The sequence below is a fragment of the Gordonia sp. YC-XJ4 genome (assembly GCF_059511865.1).
Map to the genome: position 1 here is coordinate 1 of NZ_JCAMPF010000003.1, position 25468 is coordinate 25468.

At 64.3% G+C, this 25468-nt stretch carries 29 protein-coding genes; 11 read left to right on the forward strand and 18 right to left on the reverse strand.

The features are described 5' to 3' along the window. Positions 1-181: 181 nt before the first annotated feature. Positions 182-391 (reverse strand): hypothetical protein, encoded by a 210-nt coding sequence (locus AC5ZH6_RS29100; RefSeq protein WP_496169725.1) that lies wholly within the window; start codon positions 389-391, stop codon positions 182-184. Between the two features lie 518 nt (positions 392-909). Between AC5ZH6_RS29100 and AC5ZH6_RS29105 the strand changes: the two genes are divergently transcribed. Next, positions 910-1140, forward strand: coding sequence for an XRE family transcriptional regulator (locus tag AC5ZH6_RS29105; RefSeq protein WP_496169726.1), 231 nt, complete (start codon positions 910-912; stop codon positions 1138-1140). Positions 1141-1251: 111 nt separating this feature from the next. Here AC5ZH6_RS29105 and AC5ZH6_RS29110 read toward each other — a convergent pair whose 3' ends face one another. From AC5ZH6_RS29110 to AC5ZH6_RS29145, 8 genes are all read right to left on the reverse strand, one after another. Beyond that, positions 1252-1491, reverse strand: coding sequence for a hypothetical protein (locus AC5ZH6_RS29110; protein WP_496169728.1), 240 nt, complete (start codon positions 1489-1491; stop codon positions 1252-1254). A 59-nt stretch (positions 1492-1550) separates the two neighbouring features. Beyond that, positions 1551-1847, reverse strand: a complete 297-nt coding sequence (locus tag AC5ZH6_RS29115; RefSeq protein WP_496169729.1) for a helix-turn-helix domain-containing protein — start codon at positions 1845-1847, stop codon at positions 1551-1553. Continuing rightward, positions 1844-2191 (reverse strand): type II toxin-antitoxin system RelE/ParE family toxin, encoded by a 348-nt coding sequence (locus AC5ZH6_RS29120; protein ID WP_496169730.1) that lies wholly within the window; start codon positions 2189-2191, stop codon positions 1844-1846. The genes AC5ZH6_RS29115 and AC5ZH6_RS29120 overlap by 4 nt, the downstream gene beginning before the upstream one ends. Positions 2192-3257: 1066 nt before the next feature. Further along, complete coding sequence (locus AC5ZH6_RS29125; RefSeq protein ID WP_496169732.1) at positions 3258-3458, reverse strand: hypothetical protein; 201 nt, start codon at positions 3456-3458, stop codon at positions 3258-3260. Between the two features lie 356 nt (positions 3459-3814). Next, a complete protein-coding gene (locus AC5ZH6_RS29130) occupies positions 3815-4276 on the reverse strand; it encodes a hypothetical protein (protein WP_496169733.1) in 462 nt (153 codons plus the stop codon). Between the two features lie 82 nt (positions 4277-4358). Then, positions 4359-4841 carry a hypothetical protein gene (locus AC5ZH6_RS29135; RefSeq protein ID WP_496169734.1) on the reverse strand — a complete coding sequence of 161 codons (483 nt, stop codon included), beginning with the start codon at positions 4839-4841 and terminating at the stop codon, positions 4359-4361. Continuing rightward, positions 4838-5044 (reverse strand): hypothetical protein, encoded by a 207-nt coding sequence (locus AC5ZH6_RS29140; RefSeq protein ID WP_496169736.1) that lies wholly within the window; start codon positions 5042-5044, stop codon positions 4838-4840. The genes AC5ZH6_RS29135 and AC5ZH6_RS29140 overlap by 4 nt, the downstream gene beginning before the upstream one ends. 13 nt (positions 5045-5057) lie before the next feature. Then, entirely contained in the window at positions 5058-5723 is a 666-nt protein-coding gene (locus tag AC5ZH6_RS29145; protein WP_496169737.1) for a DUF6349 family protein, read from the reverse strand. 431 nt (positions 5724-6154) lie between these two features. Between AC5ZH6_RS29145 and AC5ZH6_RS29150 the strand changes: the two genes are divergently transcribed. Further along, a complete protein-coding gene (locus tag AC5ZH6_RS29150; protein WP_496169739.1) occupies positions 6155-6661 on the forward strand; it encodes an enoyl-CoA hydratase in 507 nt (168 codons plus the stop codon). Between the two features lie 389 nt (positions 6662-7050). Here AC5ZH6_RS29150 and AC5ZH6_RS29155 read toward each other — a convergent pair whose 3' ends face one another. The 5 genes from AC5ZH6_RS29155 to AC5ZH6_RS29175 form a co-directional block, all read right to left on the reverse strand. Beyond that, positions 7051-7869, reverse strand: coding sequence for a DUF2637 domain-containing protein (locus tag AC5ZH6_RS29155; protein WP_496169740.1), 819 nt, complete (start codon positions 7867-7869; stop codon positions 7051-7053). 255 nt (positions 7870-8124) lie between these two features. Next, the gene (locus AC5ZH6_RS29160) at positions 8125-8361 is read right to left on the reverse strand and encodes a plasmid partition protein ParG (RefSeq protein ID WP_496169741.1); all 237 of its coding nucleotides are present in this window, start codon (positions 8359-8361) and stop codon (positions 8125-8127) included. Next, positions 8358-8948 carry an AAA family ATPase gene (locus AC5ZH6_RS29165; protein ID WP_496169742.1) on the reverse strand — a complete coding sequence of 197 codons (591 nt, stop codon included), beginning with the start codon at positions 8946-8948 and terminating at the stop codon, positions 8358-8360. The genes AC5ZH6_RS29160 and AC5ZH6_RS29165 overlap by 4 nt, the downstream gene beginning before the upstream one ends. Before the next feature lie 269 nt (positions 8949-9217). Continuing rightward, positions 9218-11023, reverse strand: a complete 1806-nt coding sequence (locus AC5ZH6_RS29170) for a hypothetical protein (RefSeq protein WP_496169743.1) — start codon at positions 11021-11023, stop codon at positions 9218-9220. Between the two features lie 625 nt (positions 11024-11648). Next, the gene (locus AC5ZH6_RS29175; protein WP_496169744.1) at positions 11649-11999 is read right to left on the reverse strand and encodes a hypothetical protein; all 351 of its coding nucleotides are present in this window, start codon (positions 11997-11999) and stop codon (positions 11649-11651) included. Between the two features lie 95 nt (positions 12000-12094). Here AC5ZH6_RS29175 and AC5ZH6_RS29180 point away from each other — a divergent pair, with 95 nt between their 5' ends. Further along, positions 12095-13168 carry a GAF domain-containing protein gene (locus AC5ZH6_RS29180; protein ID WP_496169745.1) on the forward strand — a complete coding sequence of 358 codons (1074 nt, stop codon included), beginning with the start codon at positions 12095-12097 and terminating at the stop codon, positions 13166-13168. A gap of 17 nt (positions 13169-13185) precedes the next feature. Here the strand turns inward: AC5ZH6_RS29180 and AC5ZH6_RS29185 are convergent, their stop codons facing one another. After that, the gene (locus tag AC5ZH6_RS29185) at positions 13186-13866 is read right to left on the reverse strand and encodes an MBL fold metallo-hydrolase (protein ID WP_496169773.1); all 681 of its coding nucleotides are present in this window, start codon (positions 13864-13866) and stop codon (positions 13186-13188) included. Here AC5ZH6_RS29185 and AC5ZH6_RS29190 point away from each other — a divergent pair. Next, positions 13768-13983 (forward strand): hypothetical protein, encoded by a 216-nt coding sequence (locus AC5ZH6_RS29190; RefSeq protein ID WP_496169774.1) that lies wholly within the window; start codon positions 13768-13770, stop codon positions 13981-13983. The genes AC5ZH6_RS29185 and AC5ZH6_RS29190 overlap by 99 nt on opposite strands. Positions 13984-14545: 562 nt before the next feature. Here the strand turns inward: AC5ZH6_RS29190 and AC5ZH6_RS29195 are convergent. Further along, positions 14546-16882: a putative bifunctional diguanylate cyclase/phosphodiesterase gene (locus AC5ZH6_RS29195; protein WP_496169746.1), complete on the reverse strand. Its 2337-nt coding sequence runs from the start codon at positions 16880-16882 to the stop codon at positions 14546-14548. A gap of 214 nt (positions 16883-17096) precedes the next feature. Between AC5ZH6_RS29195 and AC5ZH6_RS29200 the strand changes: the two genes are divergently transcribed. Continuing rightward, positions 17097-18266, forward strand: a complete 1170-nt coding sequence (locus AC5ZH6_RS29200; protein ID WP_496169748.1) for a beta-ketoacyl synthase N-terminal-like domain-containing protein — start codon at positions 17097-17099, stop codon at positions 18264-18266. A 133-nt stretch (positions 18267-18399) separates the two neighbouring features. On the opposite strand, the gene AC5ZH6_RS29205 is transcribed toward AC5ZH6_RS29200, so the two are convergent. Further along, the gene (locus AC5ZH6_RS29205; protein ID WP_496169749.1) at positions 18400-18921 is read right to left on the reverse strand and encodes a helix-turn-helix transcriptional regulator; all 522 of its coding nucleotides are present in this window, start codon (positions 18919-18921) and stop codon (positions 18400-18402) included. Between the two features lie 783 nt (positions 18922-19704). Between AC5ZH6_RS29205 and AC5ZH6_RS29210 the strand changes: the two genes are divergently transcribed. Both AC5ZH6_RS29210 and AC5ZH6_RS29215 read left to right on the forward strand, forming a co-directional pair. Continuing rightward, complete coding sequence (locus AC5ZH6_RS29210; RefSeq protein ID WP_496169751.1) at positions 19705-21207, forward strand: cutinase family protein; 1503 nt, start codon at positions 19705-19707, stop codon at positions 21205-21207. An 88-nt stretch (positions 21208-21295) separates the two neighbouring features. Next, positions 21296-22192: a DUF8176 domain-containing protein gene (locus AC5ZH6_RS29215; RefSeq protein ID WP_496169753.1), complete on the forward strand. Its 897-nt coding sequence runs from the start codon at positions 21296-21298 to the stop codon at positions 22190-22192. 331 nt (positions 22193-22523) lie between these two features. On the opposite strand, the gene AC5ZH6_RS29220 is transcribed toward AC5ZH6_RS29215, so the two are convergent. Next, positions 22524-22724: a hypothetical protein gene (locus AC5ZH6_RS29220; protein WP_496169755.1), complete on the reverse strand. Its 201-nt coding sequence runs from the start codon at positions 22722-22724 to the stop codon at positions 22524-22526. Here AC5ZH6_RS29220 and AC5ZH6_RS29225 point away from each other — a divergent pair. Genes AC5ZH6_RS29225 through AC5ZH6_RS29240 form a run of 4 tightly spaced genes read left to right on the forward strand, consistent with a single transcriptional unit; the run spans position 22723 to position 25454 of the window. Then, complete coding sequence (locus AC5ZH6_RS29225; protein WP_496169756.1) at positions 22723-23688, forward strand: hypothetical protein; 966 nt, start codon at positions 22723-22725, stop codon at positions 23686-23688. The two genes, AC5ZH6_RS29220 and AC5ZH6_RS29225, sit on opposite strands and share 2 nt — an antisense overlap. A gap of 37 nt (positions 23689-23725) precedes the next feature. Continuing rightward, entirely contained in the window at positions 23726-24535 is an 810-nt protein-coding gene (locus tag AC5ZH6_RS29230) for a hypothetical protein (protein ID WP_496169758.1), read from the forward strand. After that, positions 24532-25170 (forward strand): DUF6668 family protein, encoded by a 639-nt coding sequence (locus AC5ZH6_RS29235; protein WP_496169760.1) that lies wholly within the window; start codon positions 24532-24534, stop codon positions 25168-25170. Before AC5ZH6_RS29230 ends, AC5ZH6_RS29235 begins: the two co-directional genes overlap by 4 nt. Continuing rightward, positions 25167-25454 (forward strand): hypothetical protein, encoded by a 288-nt coding sequence (locus AC5ZH6_RS29240; RefSeq protein ID WP_496169762.1) that lies wholly within the window; start codon positions 25167-25169, stop codon positions 25452-25454. The genes AC5ZH6_RS29235 and AC5ZH6_RS29240 overlap by 4 nt, the downstream gene beginning before the upstream one ends. The last annotated feature ends 14 nt before the right edge of the window (positions 25455-25468 follow it).

The following is a 25468-nucleotide window of genomic DNA, read 5'->3' on the forward strand; positions in this document are numbered from 1 at the left end:
CACTGAGAGGACGTGTGAGACAAGTAAAGGTGAGTAGGCACCTGGCCAAAGGAGCTGTTATCTGTGCGCCGGTAGGCGCTCCATCTCGTTGAGACGCCGCATTGACGTACACACCTCGTCCGGGAGGGACGCCGGATCGCCGGCACCGCGGGTGACTGGGTGCCGGCGATCGGGGTGGTGTCTAGTGCTGGGTTCTGAGGTGTGTGGCGATCGAGCGGGCAGTGTCGGCGATGCCGGCGAAGATGTCGTCTTCGCGTTCGTCGAGTTCGTTGACCCGCTGGTTGTTGCCGGCGTAGTCGGCGGCGGTGCGTTCAGCGGCGTTCACGTCGGCGGCCTCGACGAGGTCGATCAGTTCGGCGGCGAGGTGGTCGGGAATGCGGTACTCGGTCATGGTTGCCTCCGTTGGTTGGGCCTGCCGGGGTGGCGGACGTCGGAGACGTGGGGACCGGTCGAGGGTGGGGTGTCCACCCCGAAGAGTCCGGCGTGCCGGAGACCAGTTCTGCTGCGAGCGAAGCGAGTACGAGGTGCAGGGCTGGTCGGAGCGCGTGGCCGGAGGACACGCGGAAGTCGCCGGGCGTGGGTGGACGCCGCGGGCCCCCGATCGGTCACACTTGGTCGACGTGCGCGCTCTCACAAGGTAAGTGGGCTGGTGAACACACAGGTGGATTGGCGGCATACCAAACGCTGCGCCAACTACATTGGCAACTTTCACCAACTAGACCGACAATTCGCCAACTCGGCTGGCAATCAACAGGATACCCTGAAGTTTTGACACCTGTGACGAAAAACGTTGCGCTGCAACAGATTTCGCCGATAACTAATATTATGTCAACTAACAGTTGATAAATGAATCTACCGTAAGTGGAGGAATGACTACCGATAGTTGCATTCTGTGGCTAGAATACATGCATGCCGCAGCTGATGTCGATCATTGATGCACACCTCGAGAAGTACGGGGTTCGGGAAGCAGCATTCGCACGAACGGTGAATGCCTCGCCACAGACGATCAGCGCATGGCGCCATCGCGGGATACGAGCGTTGCCGACTGCAGCGCTGTTGCGATCGGTCGCGGATATCACCGGTCACCCGTATCGGGAAGTCCTTGACGCCGCTCTCACCGACGCCGGCTACCTGCCCTGACAGTGACCGGGACTACCGTACGACCGACCAACCAGCACACGGAGTTTGACGTGGCCCCTGCGCGAGCGCGAGCGGGTGTTGTCACCTGGTGATCCGACGGCGGGCCGGGGGTCACGGAGTGTCGCGGCAGTACACCTCGCCAAGGAGCCCTATTCCGGTGATCCGCGTGTCGGCAGCGATTCTGTGTTCGATCGCGACGAACAGGTCAGCGGCGGCCTCGCACCACTCACGTCGCATCCGCCAGGCGGTTTCGGTGGTCTCTCCCTGGCGATCGAATCTGGCCCACAGCGACAGCGTTGTGTAGTCCCGGGCAGCTTCGGCATACCAGCGGGCCAGCTCCGCATCGTCCATCTCCGATACGCGAGCAGCAGCATCGAGGTAATTCCGTACAGTCTTCGATGTCATGGTGATCAGGCGGCGTCGATACTGATGGTGAGGCGCTGCCCGCACGCGCGGGCGAGTCGTTCGAGGAGGTCGACAGTGGGGGTACGCGCGCCCGATTCGATCGCGGCGATGGCTGACTGTGTCGTGCCCATGCGGCGGGCAAGTTCGGTCTGGGTGAGTCCCGCTGTTTTCCGCGCGTGGTAGACGGTTTGGGCGAGTTCCATCGCCAGAGCCGCTGCGGCATAGGCCTCGTTGAACACCGCCCGCTCGTCGGGGCTGAGGTCGGCCACAATCTCGGTGCGGCGCTGCTGGTAGTCGCTCATGATTGCTCTCCTTGGTGGTCGTGGTGTCGGCGTAGAACGTTGCGTGCTCGCTGTACTTCTCGACGTTCATTGTTGCGCTGTTTGCGGAATGTGGTGAGCGTGATGATCCGCTTCTCTGGTTCGATCGTGTAAGTGATCCTCTGGTTCACCTGATCACAACGAAACCTCAGCTCCCACAACTTTTCTGAGAGCTTACGACTGTGCGGCATCCGTAGGGCCGCACCATGTTCAGCGAGCAGATCAAGGGCACGGATTGCCTGTGCTGCAGGCTTGGGGGCAAGCCCTTGCAGCCACACATCGACCTCGTCGCTTAGCTCGATCGACCAGACCTCATCATGACCCACCCCGGAAGTATATCGCGAACGCGATATACCGTCAACGGCATACTACTCCTGCGGCCGACATCCCCCTTCGCCAAATCGATGAATGTCACACCCCGCAGCAAGACTGAGGCCATGACGACAGTGCTCGATGGGGAAACGTGGGCTCTACCGCAATCGTGGCTCGAGGAACAGGCCGATGATTCCGCCAGCGACGACGGAGTAGGTGAGCGAGTGGGGTTCAGTGATCGCCCCGCCGCCGGCGGGCACGCCTTGCCGCCGCGAGCGAGTGATCGCGGATCCACGCCGACAGACTGAGCCCTTCGGCATCGGCCGCGGCCTGGACGAGGTCGCGTTCAGCCAGCGGCTTTGGACTACATCTACGGCGCCGTCGAGCCCTGCGCCGACACCATGATCATCATTCGGCAAGCGAAAGCGACCAGTCCTCATGACCTCCACTCCCCCAGTCCATCCGATCCGCCACCCGCCAGGCACACGCCGCCCAGACCACGCGAGTGTGGGCTGATGCGAAACGCGTGCACCAGCAAGTACTGGACGAGGTCACCGCATGGGAGTTCGACCTCAAGGACCGCTCCCCCACAGCGTCGAGCACGTCGAGCACCGGGACGGCGGGTACCTGAAGGTGACGCTGACACCTGAGTATGCCACCCTTTCATACCCGGAAGTACTCGATAACCTCTTGCGCCGCTACGGTTTTGAGGCTGTAGACGAGCCTACCGCGCGGTGAGTGCACCGCTTGGCGTTACTAGCCTTCGTGGGTTAGCGTGGCGGTGTGGCACCGAATCCTGACCGCCGTAAGCCGCCGCGGCGACGTCTCCTGACGATTAGTGATATCGCGGTGGTATGCGGGGTGAGTCGAGATACCGCAAGGATGTGGGATTGGACTGGGCAGCTCCCCGCCCCGGACGCGAGCACTGGTATTCAGAAGCCGAATTCGCGGGGCTGGGAACCGGAAACCTTGTGGTCCCAGTGGTGTCGGCCGGTACGGGAGATGACCCGCGAGGAGTTCGACGCCGGCATCGCCCGCCTCTCGGACTCCCCCACCTGAGCCCGGTCGGGCGCACTTCGGCTAGTGGGGCAGAGTGTCAACGACGCAATCGTGCTGGGCGGCGTACGCGTCCGCGTCGGCCCGCTCGAGTTCGGTGAAGGCCTGGATGTCGCCCGGCCGTCCGGCGGGCCGGACGATGAGGGTCAGTTCTGCCAGGGAAACGCGGTTGCGTCGCGGGCGGCGGTGATCCGCCAGTCCCCCAGGATTATTGGGTTCACTCATGGCGCTGGTCCCGTCTGCTGGCGTCTCGGAGATCCCGGTTGGGGTCGTGCGCCCAGGTGACATGTCCGCACTGGCGGCATGTCCAGCATAAGGCGGGCGCGGGGACGCGGTTGTCCCAGCCGACGAGCGCTCCTCCCCTGCTTAACTGGTGTCCGTGGGCGCAGTGCGTCGGGGAATCGAGCACCCATCCGCGGTGTGCAGCGGGCCGGAGTGTGGCGTGAAAGATGGTGGGATGAGGCACACATGGCCTTCCCGTGGGGTGTTGCCCCAGCCCATGTTGCACCTCATCCACGTCGGCCAATGTAGTCGAACACGTGTTCTCATGCAATGTCGGGCGGTCGTACTCGGCCTGGGCCCTAGTAGTCGTGAGGTCCGTGCGTGCTGGCGGCAGGAGCGGCGAGGACGTCGACGAGCGTGAGGAGGGTGTCGCGGTATTCCGGGGGGAGCTGCTGGAGGCTGGCGGCGAGGTGGAGAAGGTGGGGATAGTCGTTGCGCGCCAGGAGAACACGGTCGCGCATGGACGCGTGAGCGTGGCAGTGGTGGTAGTCGAGGGTAAAGAAGTCGACCCTGACGCCGAAGATGTCGGCCAGCGTGACGACGATGTCCCATGCCGGGGTGGCGATGATGCCGCGACGGACCATACTCAGCCCGGTTTCTGAGAGCCGCCGCCGGCGACGGCGGGCGCGCTCACACACCTGCACTCCCGTCCAGCCAGCCTCTCCCGGCGGCGGTGGTGCGTACTCGAACAGGGCGGCCAGCATGTCGACGAAGGTGACATCGGGAATGCGCCTGCACTCCTCCGAGCTGGTTCGTGACACTTCTCTCCCCCTCCTGCTATCCGTCATCGTAAATCAGTGGTGCCGCAGCATGGACCGCTGCGCGTTGGTAAGGCCTGCTGTGTCAGAACAGGGAGAGTTGCCGCCCCGGCGCTGTGGTGGAGCCGGGGGCGAGCGCGTCGCGGGCGACGGCGCGCAAGGCGCGGCTGGTGGCACCTTGTCCGGCGAAGTGATGGGCGGCTCGGTAGCGGATCGGTGCAGGCAGCGAGGTCGCCCACTGTGTGAGGCGTCGATAGGTGATCCGAACGTGCAGGTAGGGGTCGTCGTGGTGGTAGCGAGAGGGTTGCCCGGCCACGCGGGGGTCAGCGAGGATGCAGGGCCATGTCGCGGCGACACGGCGGGTGTACCACTGTCCCTCGATGCGGGTGGCTGTGTACTTGTAGCGGAATCCGGAGTGCGGGTCGGCGCAGCTGCTGGGGTTGCTGCCACCGCCGTCCCCTGCCGACCAGTGGCCGGTGGCCCACTGCGGGCTGCCGATCAGCCAGGCGACGTCGTCGACGAGTTCGCGTAGGAGGGTCAGTTCCTCGGCAGCCAAGGCCAGGGTCATGCCGGCCGCCGGGGCGTGGCGGCAACTTCACGCAGTCGCATCAGGTAGCCGTGGTCGTAGGGGGCCTGGGGCGGGAAACGGTCGATGAGTGCCTGGGCGGCCTGGGCGCGCTGTGCACGGTTGACGCCACTGATCATGTGGTGGGCGTCGAGGTAGCCCTCGATCTCTTGCAGAAGATGGCGGGAGAAGTCAGACACGCGCATGGCGGAGCCCCTTTCAGTGAGCGGGTGGGTAGCGGTCGAGGATGGCGACGGCGACGTCGTATCCGTTCCATGGGGATCGGCGCGGCACCGACCGCAGACCGTGCGGGTTACGACGGTCAGTGATGACTGGCCAGCCCTCGGAGTGGGCGCCGTAGAGGTCGGCGACCTCGCCCACCCACCGCTGGTAGGCCTTCTCGCTGGCGCGGCTGCCGTCCTGGGGTGGCGGCGAGGACACCACCACTTGCTCGCGCCATCCCGGGTAGGCGTGATCGAGGCCGTGCACGACGGCATGGTCTTCGTCGTCGACGATGGGGGTGTGGTGGCCGCAGTGCCGACAGACGCTGCGCCACAGGATGTCTCGCGCTCCTACGCAGGAGCAGTGATCGCGATGGTCGTGGTCACAGGAGGTGTCGGCCTCCAGGATGGCCGGGGCGCATTCGGTCGTGTCATCGTGCCCCGGTCCGCACATCGCCGGTCGCCAGGCGTGCGAATAGTAAATCGACCCGAACTGGCCGTAGGTGTCTTTCCACTCATCAAAGGCTGCAAGGTAATCCCGCGGCCGAGAGCATCGCAAGCTGTACAAGCTGGGCACCCCGACGGCCGATTCGGTGGCCAGGCGGGCGTCCTCGGCCGCCATCGCGAGCAAGTCCAGCTGTCCGGCGATCATCGTGTCGTTCATCCTCTCCCCCAGGCTAAAGAATCCTCGAATGGGTTTGGCGGGCAACAAGTATGACCGCTTCTCACACCAACCATACTAACCTTAGAAGCTTAGTAATGCAATGTGTGTTTCACGAGTGAGGACCGGACCAGGACTGACTGCCGAAGATTCGCTGCCTTCGCTTCCCCGCTTGGTGAGTACCCACACTTCGGCAACCACAGGTGTGTCATGGCAACCGAGTGAAGCGAGGGCGGCAGCGCAGCGAAGCGGAGTTGAGTTTTCCGTTCGTTGAGGCGGGTGTGCGGCGGCGCTTTCCCGGTTAGGCTCCCAGAGAACCCTTGGTTGGCGCCTGGTTGGTGTTCCTCGTTCGCGGATGGGTTTGTCCGTGGCGTGCGGGGAAGTCGCTGCGCGCTAACACCGCCACGAAAGATCGGAGTCTGACAATCATGAAGATGCCACGCACCCACCGCCGCTCGATGCGGACGATGCTTCTCGCCGCAGGTATGGTGCTCGCCAGCACGTGGACAGTCGGCATGGTTGGAGCTGGCCCGGCCTCGGCTGCTCCCCAGTTGGCTCGGATCACCACGACCGGCAACGACTTCGGGGCGTTCGGTGATCGGGCATACTGCCACGGAGCGGTCAACGTGGGGCTCACCTCACCCCGGCGAGGGCTCGTGCGAGTGACGTTGACCTCGCACGGCTTCACCGGGACAGGTCGCGACTGGGCGCGTGATCCGCACTGCGGGGTGCTTTTCGGCGTCACCTACACCAGTGCCACCGCGTTTATGAAGGAAACCCTCGTCCCCGCTACTCTCGGCGCCCGACCGGGCCAGAGGATCGTCCGTGACATCCCCACTGGCTCAGGCGTCGTTGAATTCTCCGTGGTCCCCTACGCTCGGAAGGCACCTCTTCGGGGGCTTCAGGGCTACGGATACGGCGCTTACGTCGTCGTGCCGTGAGGTCCAGGCCCTTTACCATGCGAGACATGGGCACTGGTACAGGTATCCGCTCCAATCCGAGGTGATCCGGATCGTTGGGCACGACGGCGAGGTCACCGAGTTCGCCGGCGACAATTTCAAGTGGCCGGGCCACTTGGCCAACGGTTCATCTTCGACGACGACCGTGAGGGCCGCGGCGGATGCGTGTGGTCCGAACCGACCCCGATCAACCTCGTCTGTGTCGACGTGACCGTCACCCATCCCCCTATCCCCGCCCAGACTTCCGCCTCGGCGGAACCATGCACGCGGATGGGCAATTCTCGCCGTCGCCCACACGCGTGCTCGCGGCCGACTCCGACGACACGTGACGTCGGGACGCCTGCCACTTTCCCACCCCTACCGGGCCGGGTTCACGCAGGTGTCAGTGTCCAGTCGTCGGTGGCGCCGCCGTCGTGATCCCCGATGGGCTCAGCCGCGGTCTCCAACCCATCGGTGGATCGGAGATCATCGGCGGTCTGTAGCCACCGCGCAATCGTGGTGCGATGGCCGATGCCCGGCAGGGCGGCCTCGATCTCGCGGGGGCTGTAGTCAGCATCGTGGAGAGCCAGAACAGTCGCGACATCGCGTTCAGTCTTGGTCAGGCGTGCAGTGCTCTTGAGGAGCCTCGCCTGGGCAAGGTGCGCGTCAGTGATCACCACCTCCGATACCGTCGGCCTCGCTGACTGGTGCACGTGGTGCACCGAGTCGTCAGGGCCGTGCCCTGAGCGTGGAGCGTCATGCTCCGGCGCACCCTCGCCTTCCTCGCTACTCGGGGCGTTGACCTGCGATTGTGCATGCGATGCACGGGAAGTCGCAGTGGGTGAGGTCGACAGGTGCACGATGAGCCCGTGCGTGCTGGCGAGCAAGGCCAGCGGCGGGATGCTGGCAATTCCCGCTGAAACCGCGGCTGGCAGAGCTTGGCCGCTGGCGACCCAGGCGTGGTAGCAGTTGAGCACGATCGACACGCTCGAGCTCACGGCGAGGATGCACCAGTGGTAGTGCCTGCTCCCCTGGTCGCCGGCCGCAGTCGCGACGACCAGCGAGTAACTTGCCTGGATCATGAACACATCAATCACAATCGGCAGCAGGGCGGGCAGCGGCTCGGGAAAAATGCCAGTCATCCGTGCAAGATCCGCCAGTGCAGAGAAACTCAACGCGAACGCCGCTGCCGCGACGATCACACTGAGCACCGCAGCAAGAATCACCTGCACCCGTGGGCGCCGAGTTGCCCACTGGGCCTGTACCGGCTGAGTACCATCGGACATTGATCACAGCTCCTATCTGTGGTCAGCGGCCTGGCGATGCTTCAACCATCGTCAGGCCGATCTTCTGTTTTCTTGTTTTCTCGTGTGAGCATTGAACCGGTGGTCTCAGACCCTAGCGAGATACCGCAAGACCTCGTGCGGTACTGCGGTCTTGCGGTATCCAGGTTTGACGCATTGGGGCTACTCGTGCTCGCTGAGCCACTCGCGAATCTTGGTCTCGACGACCTCACCCATGGATAGGTCCTCGCGTGTTGTCGCGATCTTGAACCTCTTGTGCACGTCGGCATCAATGCGGATCGTGAGCTGGGATTGCTTCGACGACGGTGTGACGAAGGTGTCCGCGACGCGGGTTGCGGCGGGTTTGGGCTGCCTCGGGCCGAGGTCGCTGGGTTTGCGGCGGATGCCGCCGCCGCTCATAGCGCGGCCTCGATCTCAGCCATGACGTCTGCGTATGCGCCGTCGCGGTGGGGCCTGTAGGCAACAGACTTTCGGTAGGCCTGCTTGAAAGGCACGATGGTCTTGAATCGACTGGTCTCGTTCGCGTCCAGCACCTCGAGTACGTCTCTGAGGAGGGTGGAGTTGAGCACCGCGGAGGTGACCAACACTCCGTAGAGCTGGTCTTCGCGCACTGTTGGGATGGTCTCCCAGACACGATCGGTGTCTAGCTCACTCGGAGAGACCGGGATGATGACGAAGTCGGAGGCGTCGATAGCGCCTTGAAGTACTGCGCTGTCCCCTGGTGGCGTGTCGACGATGAGGACGTGGTCAGCGCCCTTTGCCTCCGCGACTCGCGCGAGTCGCTTGGTATTGGAAACTTCCACCTTGAAGCCGAGCGGATCGCCGCGGTCGGCCGCCTTGTCAGCCCAGGCCGACGCTGAGCCTTGTTTGTCCAGGTCAACGACGGTCACGTCACGTCCCGCGCGGGTGTAGGCGTCTGCGAGATACATGGCGGTGGTCGTCTTCCCGACCCCACCTTTCGTATTCGCTGAGGTGATCACGGGCATAGCCAACTCACTTCCGCTCGGTTGATGTGAATACCGCACTACCCCGATACCGCAGGCGGTAATGCCATAGTCCGGTAGTGCGATCAATATGTCAAGAGGTCATGCGGTATTAATGTATAGAGGTAGCGGGGTAATTATGTATAGCGGTAGTGCGGGATAGACCGCTAGCGGTCATAATGTAAAGACGTCAAGCGGTATCGCTGCATTGAGCGCATACCCGCAGAACATCCAGCGGTATTTACCGCATGATGTCACTGCGATAGAGCCCCCTAGGTGGGGCCACGGCCAGGGGGTCTGGAACGCCGCGGGTGCGTCTGTGTCCGGCGGGATTGCGGGGGAGCCTTAGCCGAGCCGAACACAAGAGGCAGCTGCGGCGTAGCGCCCGTCTCTTCGGGCACACGCTGCCTAGGACGGTTCTGCTGTCGCCGGTAAGCCCTCAGGCGAGCATGAAGGCTCTTACTTCTCCGAACGGTCGGTGCATGCCAGGCTGTTCGTTCGCCGGTGATGATCGTGTGGAGCTCGTGGTGGTGGGTGTCGGCTCCGCATGCCGCGGCGGCTTTTGTGAGGCTCTGAGAGCCCCTGAGCCAGCGTGTCGCCCGGCCTTGGCCCTCTCGGGTGGCTAAACCGTGTTTCTCCAGCTCACGGAGCACTCGGAGTGCTCCGTGGGTGGTGGTCCCGGGGGGTAGGCCGGCGGCTTGGGCAAGGGCGGACGTGGGCAGGCTGGTGGTGGGGGAGAGGTGGGACCACAGCCGGTGGGCGGTGTGGGTGAGGGTTCCCCAGACCGGGTGCAGGATGCCGCCCCCTTGGGTTTCCCCTCCCTGTGTGACGTCATGGTGCAGATCCGTACGGTAAATCTCGGGTGGGGTGCGCAGGCTGTAGCAGGTGGCTGCGTGGGGTGCGGTCGCTCGGTCGTGGGGTGTGGTGATGTGGAGGAGTCCGCGGTCGATGAGGCCGTGGAGTCGGCGGCCGGCGGCGGTGTGGCTGATGTTGAGCCAGAGCGCCATGTCGCGCCAGGCGATCGGCCGGTTATCGACACCGTGGCCGTCGGAGAAGCGGTGGGTGATGCAGGCGACCGCGGCGGCGACCAGGTCGGCGTCGTCCCAGCAGGAGATCTCGGCCAGCACCGTGCGGATCAGGTCGTCGCCGGCCGGATCGGCCGGACGGTGCGCGGTGGCGCGGGCTTTGATGGTTTCCCAGTGGCCGCGGCCGCCGTCGTCCCGCTGCGCGAACTTCACAAAGGCCGGCGAACTGCGGTACCAGCCGGCGGCGCGGCGCCAGCTGCGGATGCCGTACTGCCACAGCACCCACGCCGCGGCGGTCGCCGCGTGCGAGCGATGACCCTCAGTCGGGGTGTGATGCAGGATCGCCCACTGCCGGGCGGTGAACGGCTTGCGTGGTCGCCACGCACACGGTTGCTCGAGCGCGTCGGCGCTCGGCGACCCTGCGTCGACGTCGAGGTCCTCATCCATCTGTGCCGGCGACATGGTGCTCGCGCTCTCCGTGTCGCGGGCAGCAGCCACGCTCGGCGACGACCCGGTTGATGCGGTCGGTGGACGGGTGCGATCGGTGGAGGTGACCGCCGGCAGGCCGGCCAGTGCGGTCGGTAGCTCGAGGACCGCGCGATGCGCGCGGCGGGTCGCTGCGGGTGCGGTCATCCGCTGCCCGGTCTCCTCGATCGGATAACACCACCCACCGTCAGGCTTGAGCGGTGCCGACCCGGGGAGTCGGAGGAACTGGGTAGCAGTACGGATGTCCAAAGCGGTCGGGGACAGGCGCTCAGTGGCGCGGATGGTGTGGATGCGGTCGAGGAGATACGCGCGTGACGCTCCGGTGGGGCAGGCGATCACCACATGCACCGAATCCTCGGAACCGGAAGCGGCGAGGTAGGCGACCTGGGCGGCCGCGTCGTCCACGCTGTCGAGGATGGGGCGCAGGACAAGATCGGCGCAGTGATCGAGGTCGATCACCAGCAAATCCGGGCGCAGTGGGGCGACGATCGCCCACACAGCCTTGCCGGCGCCGACATGCTCGGCCTGTGCGATCAGCTCGGCCGGATCACCAGAGGATTCACGCACCGGGGCCTGACCAGGCACAGCACGCAAAGCGTAGCCCTCAGTAGCCGGTGCCAGCAGAAGCCGATACAGCTCCGCCCACCGACTCACCGCGGTGAAAGTGTCAGAATCGTGATCCGACACGCAATCAGCAGTAGCGCCGTCCCACGGGTACGCGCTACCCTGAGACCAGTCGCCCAAGACTGTCCCTTCGGGGTCTCGGGGAACGAGGTGCCAACTCGTCCCCTCAAACTTCAGACGAACGCCCCGCCGGTGCCCGCCGGAGGGGCGTTCGTTTTAGTTGTGGGTCATGCGGTAGTGCGCAAAGGCAGTACCTCCTGTTGCGCCGGCCCCAGGTCGGGACGGTCCAGTGCGTTGGCCAGTAGCCACGTCAGATACTCATTGAGATCTGACCAATCCTCCGCGTTTTCCCTGATCAGCCGTCCTAACTCAGCAGGGGGGCGAACGAGGAATGCGTCGCGATCGCCCTTAGACGGACGACCACGCTTGCGCGGCGAGGGGGGTCTGGCCATGTGAGCATTTTCCTGTATCAGGTAATGGTGGGCGTGTAGCGACACGCCCGCAGCTGCAAGTTTTCAGTACGCGCCCAAGAGGAGCACCGGCTACGAGAACTCGCTGGTAGCAACATCTAGAACCGGATCAAGCTGAGGTCGCTCCATCTGCCGTCGTCGAAGACTTGGATCATCGCGGGTTTGTCGTCGTCAGAAATATGTCGCCGGATCTCAGCTCGAGTCGTCGTCGGCTCAAAGACCGCGAAGCCGCGCGGCCCCTTCAGCGCCGACGGCCGGGGCTCAGGTGTCGTGAACAACTTTCCCGACGCGAGCCTCACCCGGAGATCGCCGGCCTGCGGACGGTAGCGCGCATAGCGAAGACTGCTGGCCACGAATACTGCTACGAGATAGGTGGATAGAACTGCCAGGACGGCGGTGATCGCTACTACGATCAGCATTTTTGCGTCTCCGTCCGCAGAGGTCTCCATTACTCACGTCGGTTGCAGATCACCCCGACCATGTCGGGCATGAGATAATGAGGATCTCATATGCACCCGTGAGAACAGGTCTTGGGAGGGACACGATGGCGAGGAAGAACGCGCAGTCGGGGTGGGTGATTGTGGAGACGATGGGCGACGACCGCACGATTATTTTTGATGGCGGTCGACCACGTAGCTTTGGACTCCTCAATCGACTCAAGACCGGTGGGGACCGAGCATCCTCGCTCGCTACATCCCTGAACAGCCTTGCACTCGACATGAAGACAACTGGAGTGGTGAGCCCAGTGGTGCGTGTTCACGACGGCCTGAGGCTGGTTGCGGAGCCTGTAATCGGTCCGCGGCGAGATCCCGGCACGTACGCCGTGAAGGTGTGGGTCGGGCCCGTTGAAACTCCATTGCCGTCTGCTTCACGGACGATCGGCACAATGCTTTGGGACCCTCGCGATCTGGGCGCGCACCAAGATCCCATCACCTACCACGATCCGGTTACTGACGGAGTCATCCTTGGGTATGATCCGCCCGCGGAAACAAGGGTGAGCGCGGAGGTGTTCAAGCATTATCAGAACTACCCAAACGAGCACCTCCTGGGACCTTGGGTCGCAGGGATCATGGAGGGCGCCGTCCCTGATCGCGAAACGTTTGATGATGAGATCGATATTGTTCGCACCGATGGCGAGTTGCTGCGCGTCTACTTGACGATGCGTGCTGTCAAAGTCGACGGTTCATATGCGATCCGTGGAGTCATCCACGACATCAGTGATCATCACGAACCGACTGGATGGCGTGGGTGGGACCGCCAGACCGCTCGCGCAGCGATCCGCGCGTTTGCCGGGGACGACGGGACCAATGGCTGTGGTCACGTCAATTTTGCGACCGGGATTGTGTTGGAGTGGTACACCACTCCTCCTGGTCCGCTCGAGGTGTGGGAGCGGCAAAACGCTCGCTGGGACGATGAGGCACTCTACTTCATGCAGCTTGAACGCGCGAAGAACGGTGAGCGAGTAACGTTCTCAGCTGTTGTACGATTCGATGATGGAGCACCTCACTTAATCTCCGTGACGATCGTTCCGGCCGACTCATCGGAACCCGGGAATGGGCTACTGATAGTTACCCCAGACGAAGAAGATGACCTCCAGGCGTTCCACCCAACGTGGTAGGAATTCCCATTCTCAGTTCATAAACGCGCCTGTGTCATCTTCCTAAACTGCTGCTTATCGTGTGAGCAGATGACAACGGCATCTGCTGCCGCCAAGCGCAGCGCGCGATGGTTATCGGCAAGTACGCGCCGATTCATTGCCATCAGCTGTTCGAGGCCGGACGCTATGTGGTGCTGAACACCTCGGTGAGCCCTCCGGTCGACACTTGCACGGCTGAAGAACGCGTCGCCAGCATGAATGAGCCATCCCTGGCTGGTACGGATTCCGACGGCGCAGTGGCCGCGAGTGTGCCCATGGAGGGGTAGTAGCCACAGCGTCTCCTGGTCATCGAGAGGGATACCAGCAAGACCCACGGGAAGAGTGGTCGCGTCGGTGAGTTCGACGGATCGAGCACGGTGTGCGAGCTCGGCGAGGTGCGCAGGCCGGTAACGCATACGCTCGCGAACAGTGCTGCGCGCGTTGGCGGCTGCCTGTTCGTCTGCGGCAACTAGGACCGGTGTTGAAAGGGGGAAATCGGCAACACCACCCATGTGGTCGAAGTCCAGATGCGTGGCCACGATGGCGACGGTGTGAGCTGGGTCTAATCCCAGGTCGTTCAGTTGCTGGACGGCCGGTCGCTGTTGCTGCAAGTGTGGGTACATCAGGCGACCGCTGAGTCCGATGCGCCGGAATGGATGTTGGGCATCGCGGCGACCTATGCCTACGTCGACCATGACGATGCCGTGCTGGTATTCACACGCGAGGACGTGAGTCACGGCGGTGAGACCCGGCATGGCGACATCGCCGCAGTTCAGGTGATGTACCCGGAGCAATGAGCCGAGCGGCCCGATGAGCGTAAGCATGCGCGCCTTCGATCGAATCACAGGACAGGAAAGGTGAGAAGAGGGAGACCAGACGCGAAGACTCAGCGCCACGTAGCGTTCGTACCATATGCGGTACCGTCGCGCTATGACCGAAAGCGCACGGGAGTTTCCGCGGGTACCGGCAGGTGAGGTTACGCCGCAGAAGCTTGAATGGCTCGCTTACACCGTCGCCGTGCGGGCTGGCGTCTCGACCGATGAGGTCATGCGCCGCACTGGCCTGTCCCGCGGTGACGCGACTCGCCTACGACCGCCGTCCTGCCACATCGATAGCACAGGACGGTGGTGGCCGCTGAAAGCGGTACGCGCCCTTGACGAGTGGTGTCTTGTACAGCCCGAACCTGAATGCATGGAGCCAGCCGATGCAGATTGGAGCATCGTCCGCGGGGTGCTCGCCGACGGGCCGAGAATCTGTGTCTTCACTGAGTCTTTTGCGTGGCCACCGATGCCACCGCACAAGCTTGTGCTGTTCAAGCCGCACCCGGTCACGGTGCCAGGCTCAGGCCCGTGGGGATGATCAGCGGGCGAGTAGCTGCGGCTGACCGTAGTAGGAGCCCTGCGCGAGGTCGCATCCCAACTCAGCCAGTATGTTCGCTTGTTCTTGGCGGGTAACGCCTTTGGCGGTCGTAGTCAGTCCCAGGTCGTGTGCCATGTCGATGGTATGAGCAACGGTTCGTTGGGCGTAGTGGTCGGTGTGCAGGTCGTGGATGACCAGCCCGTCGATCTTGATCGCGGTGATAGGTAGGCGGTGAATGGCGGCGAGGCTGGACATTCCTACGCCGAAACTGTCGAGGGCTACGCCGATACCCCGAGTTCGGATTTCACGCAGCATGTCCAATAGAGGGGTGCCGGAGGCCATGAGCATTGCCTCGGGGATGCTGATGCGGAGACGGTTGGGGTCGATCTGGCTGGCGATCGCGTGGTCAAGGTGGCTGAGGTAGCCATCGTGCATGAGTTCGCCGCGCGAGGCGGTGATCTCTAGGCCCGCGGCCGGGGGCCATCGGTCGCTGGCGAAATCGGCGGCCGCGGCGTGAAATACCGAGCTACCGGTTATGTGGACGCGGACTGTTTCCCCATTGGCGCGATCCGCGTGCTCGACCGCGATCGCCTCCAGTGCGACAAGTTCGCCACCAGCTGGCCGAACGATGGGCTGATACTGGAGAGGCACCGCATCGCGACTGGTGGCTGCGCGCCGGCTGGACCGCTGACGCGTTTCGCTGACGATCGATGTATGGTCCTCATCCGATGTATAGAATCCGTAGTGTCGAGCGGCATTTCGTGCTTCGTAGAGGGCCATGTCGGCGTCGGTCAGCAGGGCCTCTGCGTTTGTCTGGTCGACGCCGCGAGCGGTTGCCACACCGATGCTGGTGGAGACATGTTCAACCTTGCCGTAGAGCTCGATCGGCTCGCTGACCACATCTTGGATCAGTTCGAGCACCGCGGTGACGGGGTCGCTGTCCGCGTCGTCGAACCGCGCACATATGACGAATTCATCGCCACCGATCCGGCCGACGATGCCGGTCTCACTGAGAGCGTGGTTGAGGCGTTTAGACACGATGCGTAGGATTTCGTCCCCAATCATGTGTCCGCGAGAGTCGTTGATCGATTTGAAGCCGTCGAGGTCGAGGTAGTACACCGCGATCTGCTCGTCTAATGCGATGGCAGCCAGGACATTGCTGATGTGGGTGATGAGGCCAGCACGGTTGAATAGGCCGGTCAGATGATCATGTGCCGCTTGCCACGCCAGGTCGTGGACTTCTTGCTGGTGTTCGGTGACGTCAAGAATTGAGACGAGCACGATGGCGGCGTCCTCATCTGAGTCGACCCGCCGGCCACTGCACGAGAACCATTGGGGATGACCGCCAGATGCCGGTACCAGAACATCGTTGAACGCAACCCCCTCCTGCAGGCATCGGACGATCGGGGAGAGACCATGAGCGAAGTCCAACGGAAGCGAACTGAGTGGGACGCCCGGTATGGCGTGCGCGTCTAGTCTGAGCAGCGCGACGGCCGCCGGGTTGGCCAGCTCGATGCGACTCCCTTCAGGACCGTCCTGAACGAGGATGACTGCCTGATGTAGTGATGCGAGCACCGTCCCCAAGCGCCGCACCAACGGGGTCTGGAGCGGCCGCACAACGATCAAGTAGCCGTCGTCAAGACGGGTGACGGATTGGCGTACTGCGAAGGCGGTCCCGGTATCTGCACGATGGTGAATGGAGTCAACGATTCCGCCCACGCCGAGAATATCGAGTGGGCTATGAGCATCATCTACAACCGAAAGATCGCTCAGCGGGGTACCGATAACCTCGGTACCGGCGATGCCGTATAGCGTGGTTGCCGCCGGGTTCCAGGTCCGAACAATTCCGTCCTCCGACACCGAGATCACCGCGTCGCTGACGTGGTCGATCAGCGCGGCTTGGCGGCGTAGCGGGGTGATGTCGCGCAAGATCACCTGGTAGGCAGGAGCATTGTCCCAGGTAGTGCGGACCGAGGTGACCTGCATGTGCCGTGGAGTGCCCCGGCTATCGCGCATGACCACATCGTCCGGCCCGGAGTATGCGCCGTCTTCCTCGCCCATGGTGAGGAGTCGGTCAAGCATCGCCGGCAACGAATCAGGATGCACGTAGTCGGTGATGGGCTTGCCCACCATCTCGTCATACCGTTCGACGCGAGCGAACCGTAATGCCGCGGCATTGACCCAGACCACCACCCCCTCCTGATGCACAGCGATCGCGTCCGGACTCAGCTCGAGGAGTAGCTGGTATCGATCAGCCACACCATTATCGGGAGGAATGGTCGAAGAATGTGGTTGATGCGGCGCATGCGGAATCCCCGGGGTTTTCTTACCGGCCATAACTGCTGCGCTTTCTGTGGTCTTTCTGTGGAGCAGGTTCGCTCGCCTGAATCTACTTGATCAGCATTATCCCGACTTCGTCACTATCCGTCATCGAGGTCCGATCTGTCGGATTACTCCTGCTTATCCGCGTTTGGAGTGAGGGATCGTTAGATGCAGTCCGGTCGATCGACCGGGCTACCACCTACCCTTTCGAACGGGAGAATTCACTACAATGAACGCAATCGCAGTTGATGAAGCACGTATCGCCGGCCTCGGTACCGTCACCGGATACGGCTGGGGAACCAAGGCCCTGTGGGACGGCCTCACCTCTGGAAAGCCTGCCGCGACGCTGCAACCTTCATTCGGTGCTAGTACCGATGATCCGGGCTGGATCGTCCGTGTTCCTGACGGCGGCTCCGCCGAGGACGGGGCCACCCGGTTTGCGCGAGCCATGCGTGCGGCGGCCCGTGAAGCCATCACCGACGCCTTTGCGCGGGGGTGGACACCAGGGCCACGTGTGGGCCTGGTTCACGCGTGTGTGCTTGGCGATCTCGACATGTACCCGATGGTGGCGCCCGGCGGGGCATCGGCGTTTACCGGTCGACAGTACCTGTCGGTGACACCATCGACACCGGTATCACTTCTCATGGCGGAGTACGGGTTTCATGGCCCCGCGATGAATGTGTCGGCCATGTGCACCTCAGGATCGGCAGCGATCATCACCGCCAAGTCCTGGCTCGACAGCAACATCGTCGACGATGTGCTCGTAGTGTCGACAGACCTGTCGGCCACCCCCGAAGTGGTGCGGATGTTCGTCCAGTTGGGCGTGGCGATTACCGACACCGACCCACTCAACGCATGCCGACCGTTCCAGGAAGGCTCACGGGGCTTCACCTTCGGCGAGGCAGCCGTCGCCACGCTGTTGACCCGGCAACGCAGCACCGGCGCGTACGCCACAGTGCTCGGCGGCGCGATGAGCCACGACGCCTACCACGTCACCTCCGTCGATCCCGAGCTGACACATGTACGACGGTGCGTCGACGAGGCACTGGCAGCCGCTGGCGTCGTCGGCGCTGACATCGCGTACATGAACGCCCATGGACCGGGCACGCGGCAGTGCGACGCAGCCGAGGGCACCATTGCTCGCACGATGGTGCCGAGCGCTCAGCTCTACGCGGTCAAACCGCTGGTCGGACACTGCCAAGCCGCCGCCGGCGCCGCCGAACTCGCCGCAGCGCTGCTCGGCTACGAGCACGGCGAAATCGCTGCGAGCCCGCACGTGGCGACCCCTGCGGTCGATCAACTCATCGACGGCCGCATCGCCATGACGAAAGGCCTCACCCTGAAGACCTCACTCGGAATGGGAGGACATAACGCAGCACTCGTTCTCGCGCCCGCGTGATTGAACCGCATCCAGCGCAGGACTGACGCAACCGTGTCAGTCCTGCGCCGGAGCGCGTCCGCCAGGAGACAACAAAGAGCACGCAGACGTGGCCGAGGCCCATGGCGTTCTGCGCCGAACTGATTACTAGCTCTTAATGACTATGGCGTCGGCGCGCCGCCAGGTCGTCACGCCTACGCGACACACTGTGATCCCAAGCTTCGATCACATCCTCGACCGGAAGCCGATAAAGCCGAGCAAGGTCGTCGGCAGTATCTGGCTGAACCTCGCGCCTACCTCGCTCAATCTGACTGAGCACAGTTTGGGCAAGGCCAACCTCTCCAGCAGCTGCGCTCTGTGTGAGCCCGGCCCTCACCCGCATGTCAGCCAACGTGAGTCCGCGCGCAACGCCGGGCGTAAGGTCAGCGGGGGTTACATTCAGCACCTTCGCGATGCGCAAGAGCGAGGGCGGCGAAGGTGTTGTCCTGCCGGTAAGCCACGCGGACACCGACTGCCGAGATAGACCGAGCTGATCGGCCAAATCCTCTGTAGTGAGACCGGATCGTTGCATCAAGCGCCGCAAGATGGCAGGACTGAACCCCACACTCCCGCCACGCGGCACGTGCCTCTCCTGATCCGTTGACTCCCAGCTCCAATCTTCATTTTCATCGATCACGATCAAACTTCCGCCATGGGCTACTAAATAACTGCTCTAAATACTTGCACCTACCGTTCACGCCCCCTACGGTAGTGGTCATGGGAATCGCGGATGACGATGACTGCGGAAACGCTTGCACGTCGGATGCGGACATGGTTACATCTTCTTTGCGCTCTCTTAGGAGAGGTTTACTCCCGGTGACTGTCCACTCGTCCCGGTCGCATGTATGGTCCGACTCGCCTTCTCGGCGTGCTCGCGGCCAGGTTTCATGTCATGCAACGAGACTTTGCGGGAGCGCTTCATTGCAGCACCTCACCACCGAATCTGGGCACGCGCGTGAGTTGCCAACTCATTTGGCCGTGATCGCCAGGTTCTGTTCAATGCTGCGTGCGCGCATGCTTCTGCTGCCCGGCAGGAGCATGCGCGCCTCGCATTTTTTGGGGAGGCCGTCGTGAGTTTCTAGAGGTCCCACGGACCTGGCTGGCGAATTGGTTGGCGCCTGAGCCACGCCAGGTCCGTGAGCACTGTGTTTGTCCGACCCGCACGGCGAGAAGCCGCGATGAGGGGGACGCGTCGTACTTTACGCGTTCTATCCCCACATTCGCTGTTCGCCGCCGTGAGCGGTCTCCCTACAACGAATGAGGAGGACGTGTGAGCAAGCGTGTCGATCGTCTTGCGGAGCACGCGCGAATGGCGGGCGCCCTCGTAGCAATATGGATCGCAACAGCTGTGTGCGGAACGCTCGTTTGCGCCCCACCTGCGCAAGCTGCTTCGGGATGCCCGAAGCTGTATGTGCTTGGTGTGCAGGGGACTGGTCAGTCGTCGTCTGATGCGTCTCCGACGTTGGATGCGGGGATGTTGTCGTCGGTGATGAAGCCGATGATGACGATGGTCGGGTCGGTGGTGCAGCGGGCGTATGTGCCGTATCCGGCGGGGTTTGGTGGTGCGACGGCGGGGTCGAAGGTCGAGTTCGATAAGTCGGTCACTCAGGCTGTCGGTCGCACGAAGTCGATGATCAGCCAGGTCGCCTCGCGGTGCCCGGACACGAAGTTCGCGTTGACGGGGTATTCGCAGGGCGCGATGGGGTTGGGGATGTTGGCCCGCGAGATCGGTCAGGGTAAGGGCCCGGTGCCGGCGGATCGTGTTGCAGCGGTGTCGTTGTTCGGTGATCCGACGCGGCCGGAGGGTTCGTCTCCGTTCCCCGGTACGAGTGGAGCGACCCGGCCTTCGGTGGCGCCGGGGACCTCTGGGTCGACGTTGACGCAGTTGCCGGCGGTCGACACGTCCAACAACCCGTCTGGTGGCGGGATCGCCCCGCAGCGTGACACCCAGTCGGACTACGGCGATCTCACGGGGCGGGTGTTGTCGAATTGCGCGGCGGGCGATTTGGCGTGTGATGCACCGTCGAATGCGCCGGTCACGCATCTGGTGACCAATATTGTGGGCCAGTCGAAACTTGATCAGGACGATCCGGTCCAGACGCTGGGGTCGTTGGCTGAGGCGTTGGCGTTGACGACGGTGAAGACGGCTGTGCCGGTGATCAACGAAGACGTGCAGGGCGAGACAGTCGAAGACTTGTCGTATCAGCCGAATACGTCTCTGTCGCAGCGGTTGGCGACTGCTTCTGATCCGCGTACTCCGCTGCCGACGATGGATGAGGCGTTGAGTGCGGTGATGAAGGTCGGCACGATCGGCTTGAATGCGGCGGTGACGGTGGCGCAGAAGGTGTTCACTCCGGCGACGATCACTGCGTTGGCGACGACGGGTTTGGCGAATCCTCCCGCGGCGCTGGCGATGTTGGCGGGTAAGGCGTTGGAGGCGACGGTGGAGTTGGTGCCGCCGTCGACGGCGAACCGTTGGGCGGATGAGGCGTTCACTGCGGTCGAGCAGAACGTGTCGGACAACTCGGAGTTGCTCGATGTGTCGAATGTGGTGCGGTACTGGCAGACCGCTCAACAGCACGGCTCGTATACGCAGGCGTCGCAGCGGACGGCGGGGTTGTCGGCCACGTTGTATACGGCGATGTGGTTCGCGGCGATCGCCGCTGATCTGGCGGGTAAGACGTTCCATCCGCTGGTGAAGGGTGGGGTGATCACCGCTGATCCGACGCTACCGCCGTCTGCGGCGGTTGTTCCGACGCTCCCCGACACGACGAGTGCTTCAGCGCCTTCAACGACGGCCACGACTACTGGGTCGCCGTCAGTGGACGAGCCGTCACCGCCGCCGTCGACCACTGAGACCGAGTCGTCGACGTCGGCCCCGTCCTTGGCTGATTCCGCAGCGACAACCACAGCTGATCAGTGACCGGGTGTGGCCTGGCCTCGTCGCGAGGCCAGGCCACACACCGGGGACTGAGTTTCTTATGCCAACTCGTAGGTGGAGGTGATTTTTGTTGGCACACAACAACACACCGGTGACCGGATGGTTCGCCGACGTGCCCGCGTGGGAGGGCAACGACACGCGGCCCGCGCAGCTGCTCGCTGATGAGCTGGTCGCTCAGGGCCGCATCGGTACGCCACACGAATCTGAGGCCTCGCTGGATGGTGCGCCCGTGGCGTCCGCCGACGAGTGGGGGTGGCTGGGCGTCGATGAGGACGAGGCGCCGCTGACCACACTTCACGTCGACGTGGATGAGTTTGCGCCACCCGTCGAGGTCGACGAGCCCGCGCCCGTGGACGTTTCGCTCGAGGGCGGCGACTCGACGTCGCCGCCGCTGGCCGCTCCGAGTCTGGGCCGGCCGCGACGTGCGCGCCGGGCAGATGGTGTGCGGGTTCGACGGTGGCTTCCGGCCGCGGTGATCGTCGCGGTGGGCGTGCTGGTGGTAGCCGGAGTGTGGGCGGCCGTGAGCGACCGGTCAGACCCTCAACCGACAGCGATGCCGACGGCCACCTCGAGTGCGGCGCCACCCTCGTCGGCGCCGAAGGAAGATTGCCCGTCGGAGACGATCGGGGCGGTCACTACTGGGCGCGATGCCGGTGATCAGAACTCGGGGCCGGGGGTGATCAAGGCCTTCAATTACGCCTACTACCGGTTGCGGGATGCTCGCGCTGCTCAGTCTTTCACGGCGAAGTCCGCGGGTTTGAATCCCGTTGAGATGCAAGGGTTCATCGATCGCCGACCGGTCGGGACGTCGTACTGCCTGGAGATCACCGACCGCGGCGGTGGGCTGTACGCGGTGCAGCTCACAGAAACGCCGCCGGATGGGGGCGCGCCGACGGTGTTCTCCCAGTTGATCCAAACCACCCAGACCAGCGGGAAAACATGGATCGCCACGAACCGTCCCGCATGACACACCACGCAGGACGGCCGTCAGGGCAGTTCTGTTGCAGCGCAGTCAGATCAGAGCAAGCAATCGATAGGAGATAAGTGATGTATTTGCCGAGCGAGACGCGGGCGCGGCACCGTCGAGGTGCGACGGGCCATCCGTTAGGGGTGTCACGAACCGGCGCGGCGGTGCTGGTGGCGGGCGCATTGACGTTGGGGCTGGGTACGGCGCCTGCGTGGGCGGCGCCGGAGCAGGGCGGGACCACCACACCAGGTACGGGTGATCAGCAGGGCGGGACGTCAGCGCCAGGTACGGGTGGCACTCAGGGTGGCACGACAAGTGGGGGAGGAGGCTCTCAGGGCGGTACGACCCCGGCGCCGGGGCCCATCAGTCCCGGTAGTCCGGGGTTGGCGCCGGCGCCTCCGGCGGGACCGTCGACGAGCGGCACGTCTGGTGGCACCACGGACACGCCCACGGTGGCACCGGCCGGGAACAACTGGGGCACCGGCGGATCAGGCACCACCGGCAATGGGTCGGGGACGGTGAATCCGGGCATGTACAACCCCGGACCGCCCGCAGGCGGATGGCACGCCCCGCGGCCCACTCCGGATCAGCCTCGCCCGCAATGGAAGCCGAACACCATCACGTTGGGCAACTACGAGTGGAAGATCAAAGACCTCCCACCCGAGCTCCGCAAGATCGTGCTCGACAACCCGCGCGCAGTCGTGTCGTTCAACGACTGGCAAGCCTACGGCGCCAGCCAGATCGCCCGGTTCCTCATCTCGATCGGTGTGCCGAAGGATGAGGCGACCCGCCAGGCCGCGGCCGCGATCATCGGCGGCGTCGTTGGTGGCGCCGCGGGCGGTGCGATCGCGTTCACCGCGACCGCGATCGTCGTCGGCGCGGTGGTCATCCCGATCTCCACCCTCGTCGGTGCGGGGATCGGCGCCGGTGTGGGTGCGGCGCTGCCCCCGCAACCGGTCAACGTGCTACCCGGGTTGGGGATCGGCGCCGCCGCCGGAGCCGCGACCGGGGTCGGTATCACCCTGGCGGCCGCGCTCGCGGCGGGGCTGGGCGGCGCGATCGCCGCCGGCACCGTCGGTGCCGCGATCAGCTGGGCACTCGGCACGGGTGACCCGGGGAAGAACTTGCAGGCGCCGGATGCCCCGTGGGCACCGGATACGCCTGCGGCGCCGTTGCCGAACCCGGGTGGCAACCAGTTCGAGGTGCACCTGCCCGCACCGACCGCCGCGTCGGCGGGGTTGCCCGGCACCAACGTCGACTACGTAGTCAACGCTCGCGGGGACGTCAACGTGTCCGGTCAGGTCGCCGGTCAGCAGGTGTCGGTCGGCTGGACCGCCGCGCAGGCGCAGGCACCGATCGAGGCGCTGGGTCCGCTCGCGGCCCCGGCCCGTCAGGCGATCAATGACACCACCCGCACAGTCGGCGAGCAGGTCCACAAGGCCTTGCCGGGGCTGTCGGTCGACTGGCCACAGTTGGCCGCACCCGCCGGGCACTGACATCGATCTCGAAGGTGAGGAAAGGCGATGAGCACTGATGAGTGAAACCAGCAGCGATGCGGTGTTCGGAGAGTCGGTGGGCTGGTTGGCATCCCGTGATCCCCGTCCGTCGCTGGCGACGGTCCCCACCACGGACGACCTCCCAGTGGTGCCGCGTTTCGACGAGTACCCGGTGGTGGTGTGCGCCACCGCTGGGGGTGCCGGGGCGTCGGTGGTGTCGGCGCTGCTGGCCGAGTACCGTGCCGGCTCCACCTTGGGTGCGGCGTCGTGGTGGGTCGATGCCGCCGGAAGTGACGGCGATATCGCGGCCCGGTTCGGCGTCGAGTTGTTCCCGGATGTTCCCGCGTCGACCGGCGCGGGCGGTGTGACGCTGTGGAATCCGGTGGGCCGATCCTCCCTGCGAGACGTCGTGGCCGACACCACCAGCCAGGGGGCCGTCGCAGTCGTCGACGCCGGAGCCCGGGCGAGGTCGGTCCTCGAGGACCTGTCGGGGTGGGAAGCAGTGGTGCCGGTGCTGGTGTGTGAACCACGCCCGGACCTGCTCAACCGTGCCCGTCCGGTGCTCACGGCGTGGCGTGACGCGGGGGTGTTGCAACGTGCGGTGCTGGTGATCGACTGTCAGATTCCCACGCTGAACCACACCTATCTGACCGAGCTCCTCGGTGATGCCGTCGCCGGGCAGCTGGCCGCGGTGATCGCCGTCGACTACGACACCACCCTCGGCTCAGGTGGCGCACTGGACCGCGACGCGCAGGCCGAGTTGGGTGAACACACCTGGCTCTCGATCGGCCAGCTCGCCGCGGTCACCACCGCATCAGGTCCGCTCGGACAGGTGGTGGGCCGGTGAGCGTCTTTGTCGCCGACACAGGCAGTGACCACATTCATTACGCGGCGCTGCGTTCTGAACCGCTCCCGGTGACCGGGGCTTTCCCGCCGTTGTTCGCGTTGGTCGCCGCGCACGGTGGTAGCGGCGCCGGGACGCTGGCGCGGATGTGGGCGCCGGCCGCCGACACCCACGGCTGCTGGCCCGCCTCCCCGGCCACTACCCAACGGGTGTTCATCGTTGCTCGCGAACACATGGCTGGTATCGCCGCGGCCGCCGATTTGCTGCGTGCGGCCGCTGAGGGTGCCGTACCACCGGGCGTCACGGTGTGCGGGTTGATCACCGTGGCTGCCCATCCCGGCAAGGCACACAAAGATGTTCGCCGATATGCGGGCACGGTCGGGGAGCTGGCACCTCACACCTATCAGGTGCCCTGGCTCAAAGCCCTCATCCCGATGCTGCCGCGGCAGTTGCCGTCCTGGCAGCCGGCCGACGGGGTGAAAGCGACCCGCTCAACCGAGGCCGGGGAACTGGCGTCGGTACCCACCGCGATTGCCGCGGTCGGCGCCCAGATCTGTGACGACTTGGCCGCCGACCGGCGGACCAGCATCCAGGCATCGATCGATGCCACCGCACTACTACATGAGGAGAATTCATGATCGGCTCCACACTGCTCACCAACGCCCAGATCCTTGCCGTCGACATCCAGGTGAACCCCTCGCCGCCGCCCGGCTCGGACAAGTTCATGATGATCCTCTCCTGGATCGGCTGGGGAGCGTGCATTGCCGCTGTCGCAGCACTTCTCATCGCCGGCGGTCTCTTCGGGCACGGCAAACGCCAAGGAACGATGGACAACGAAGCCACGGAGAAGGTCCGAAATGCGTTGATCGGCTGCGTGATCATCGCGGTGGCCGGGGGCCTCGTAGGAGCACTGACCGGATAATGGCAAAGGAGACA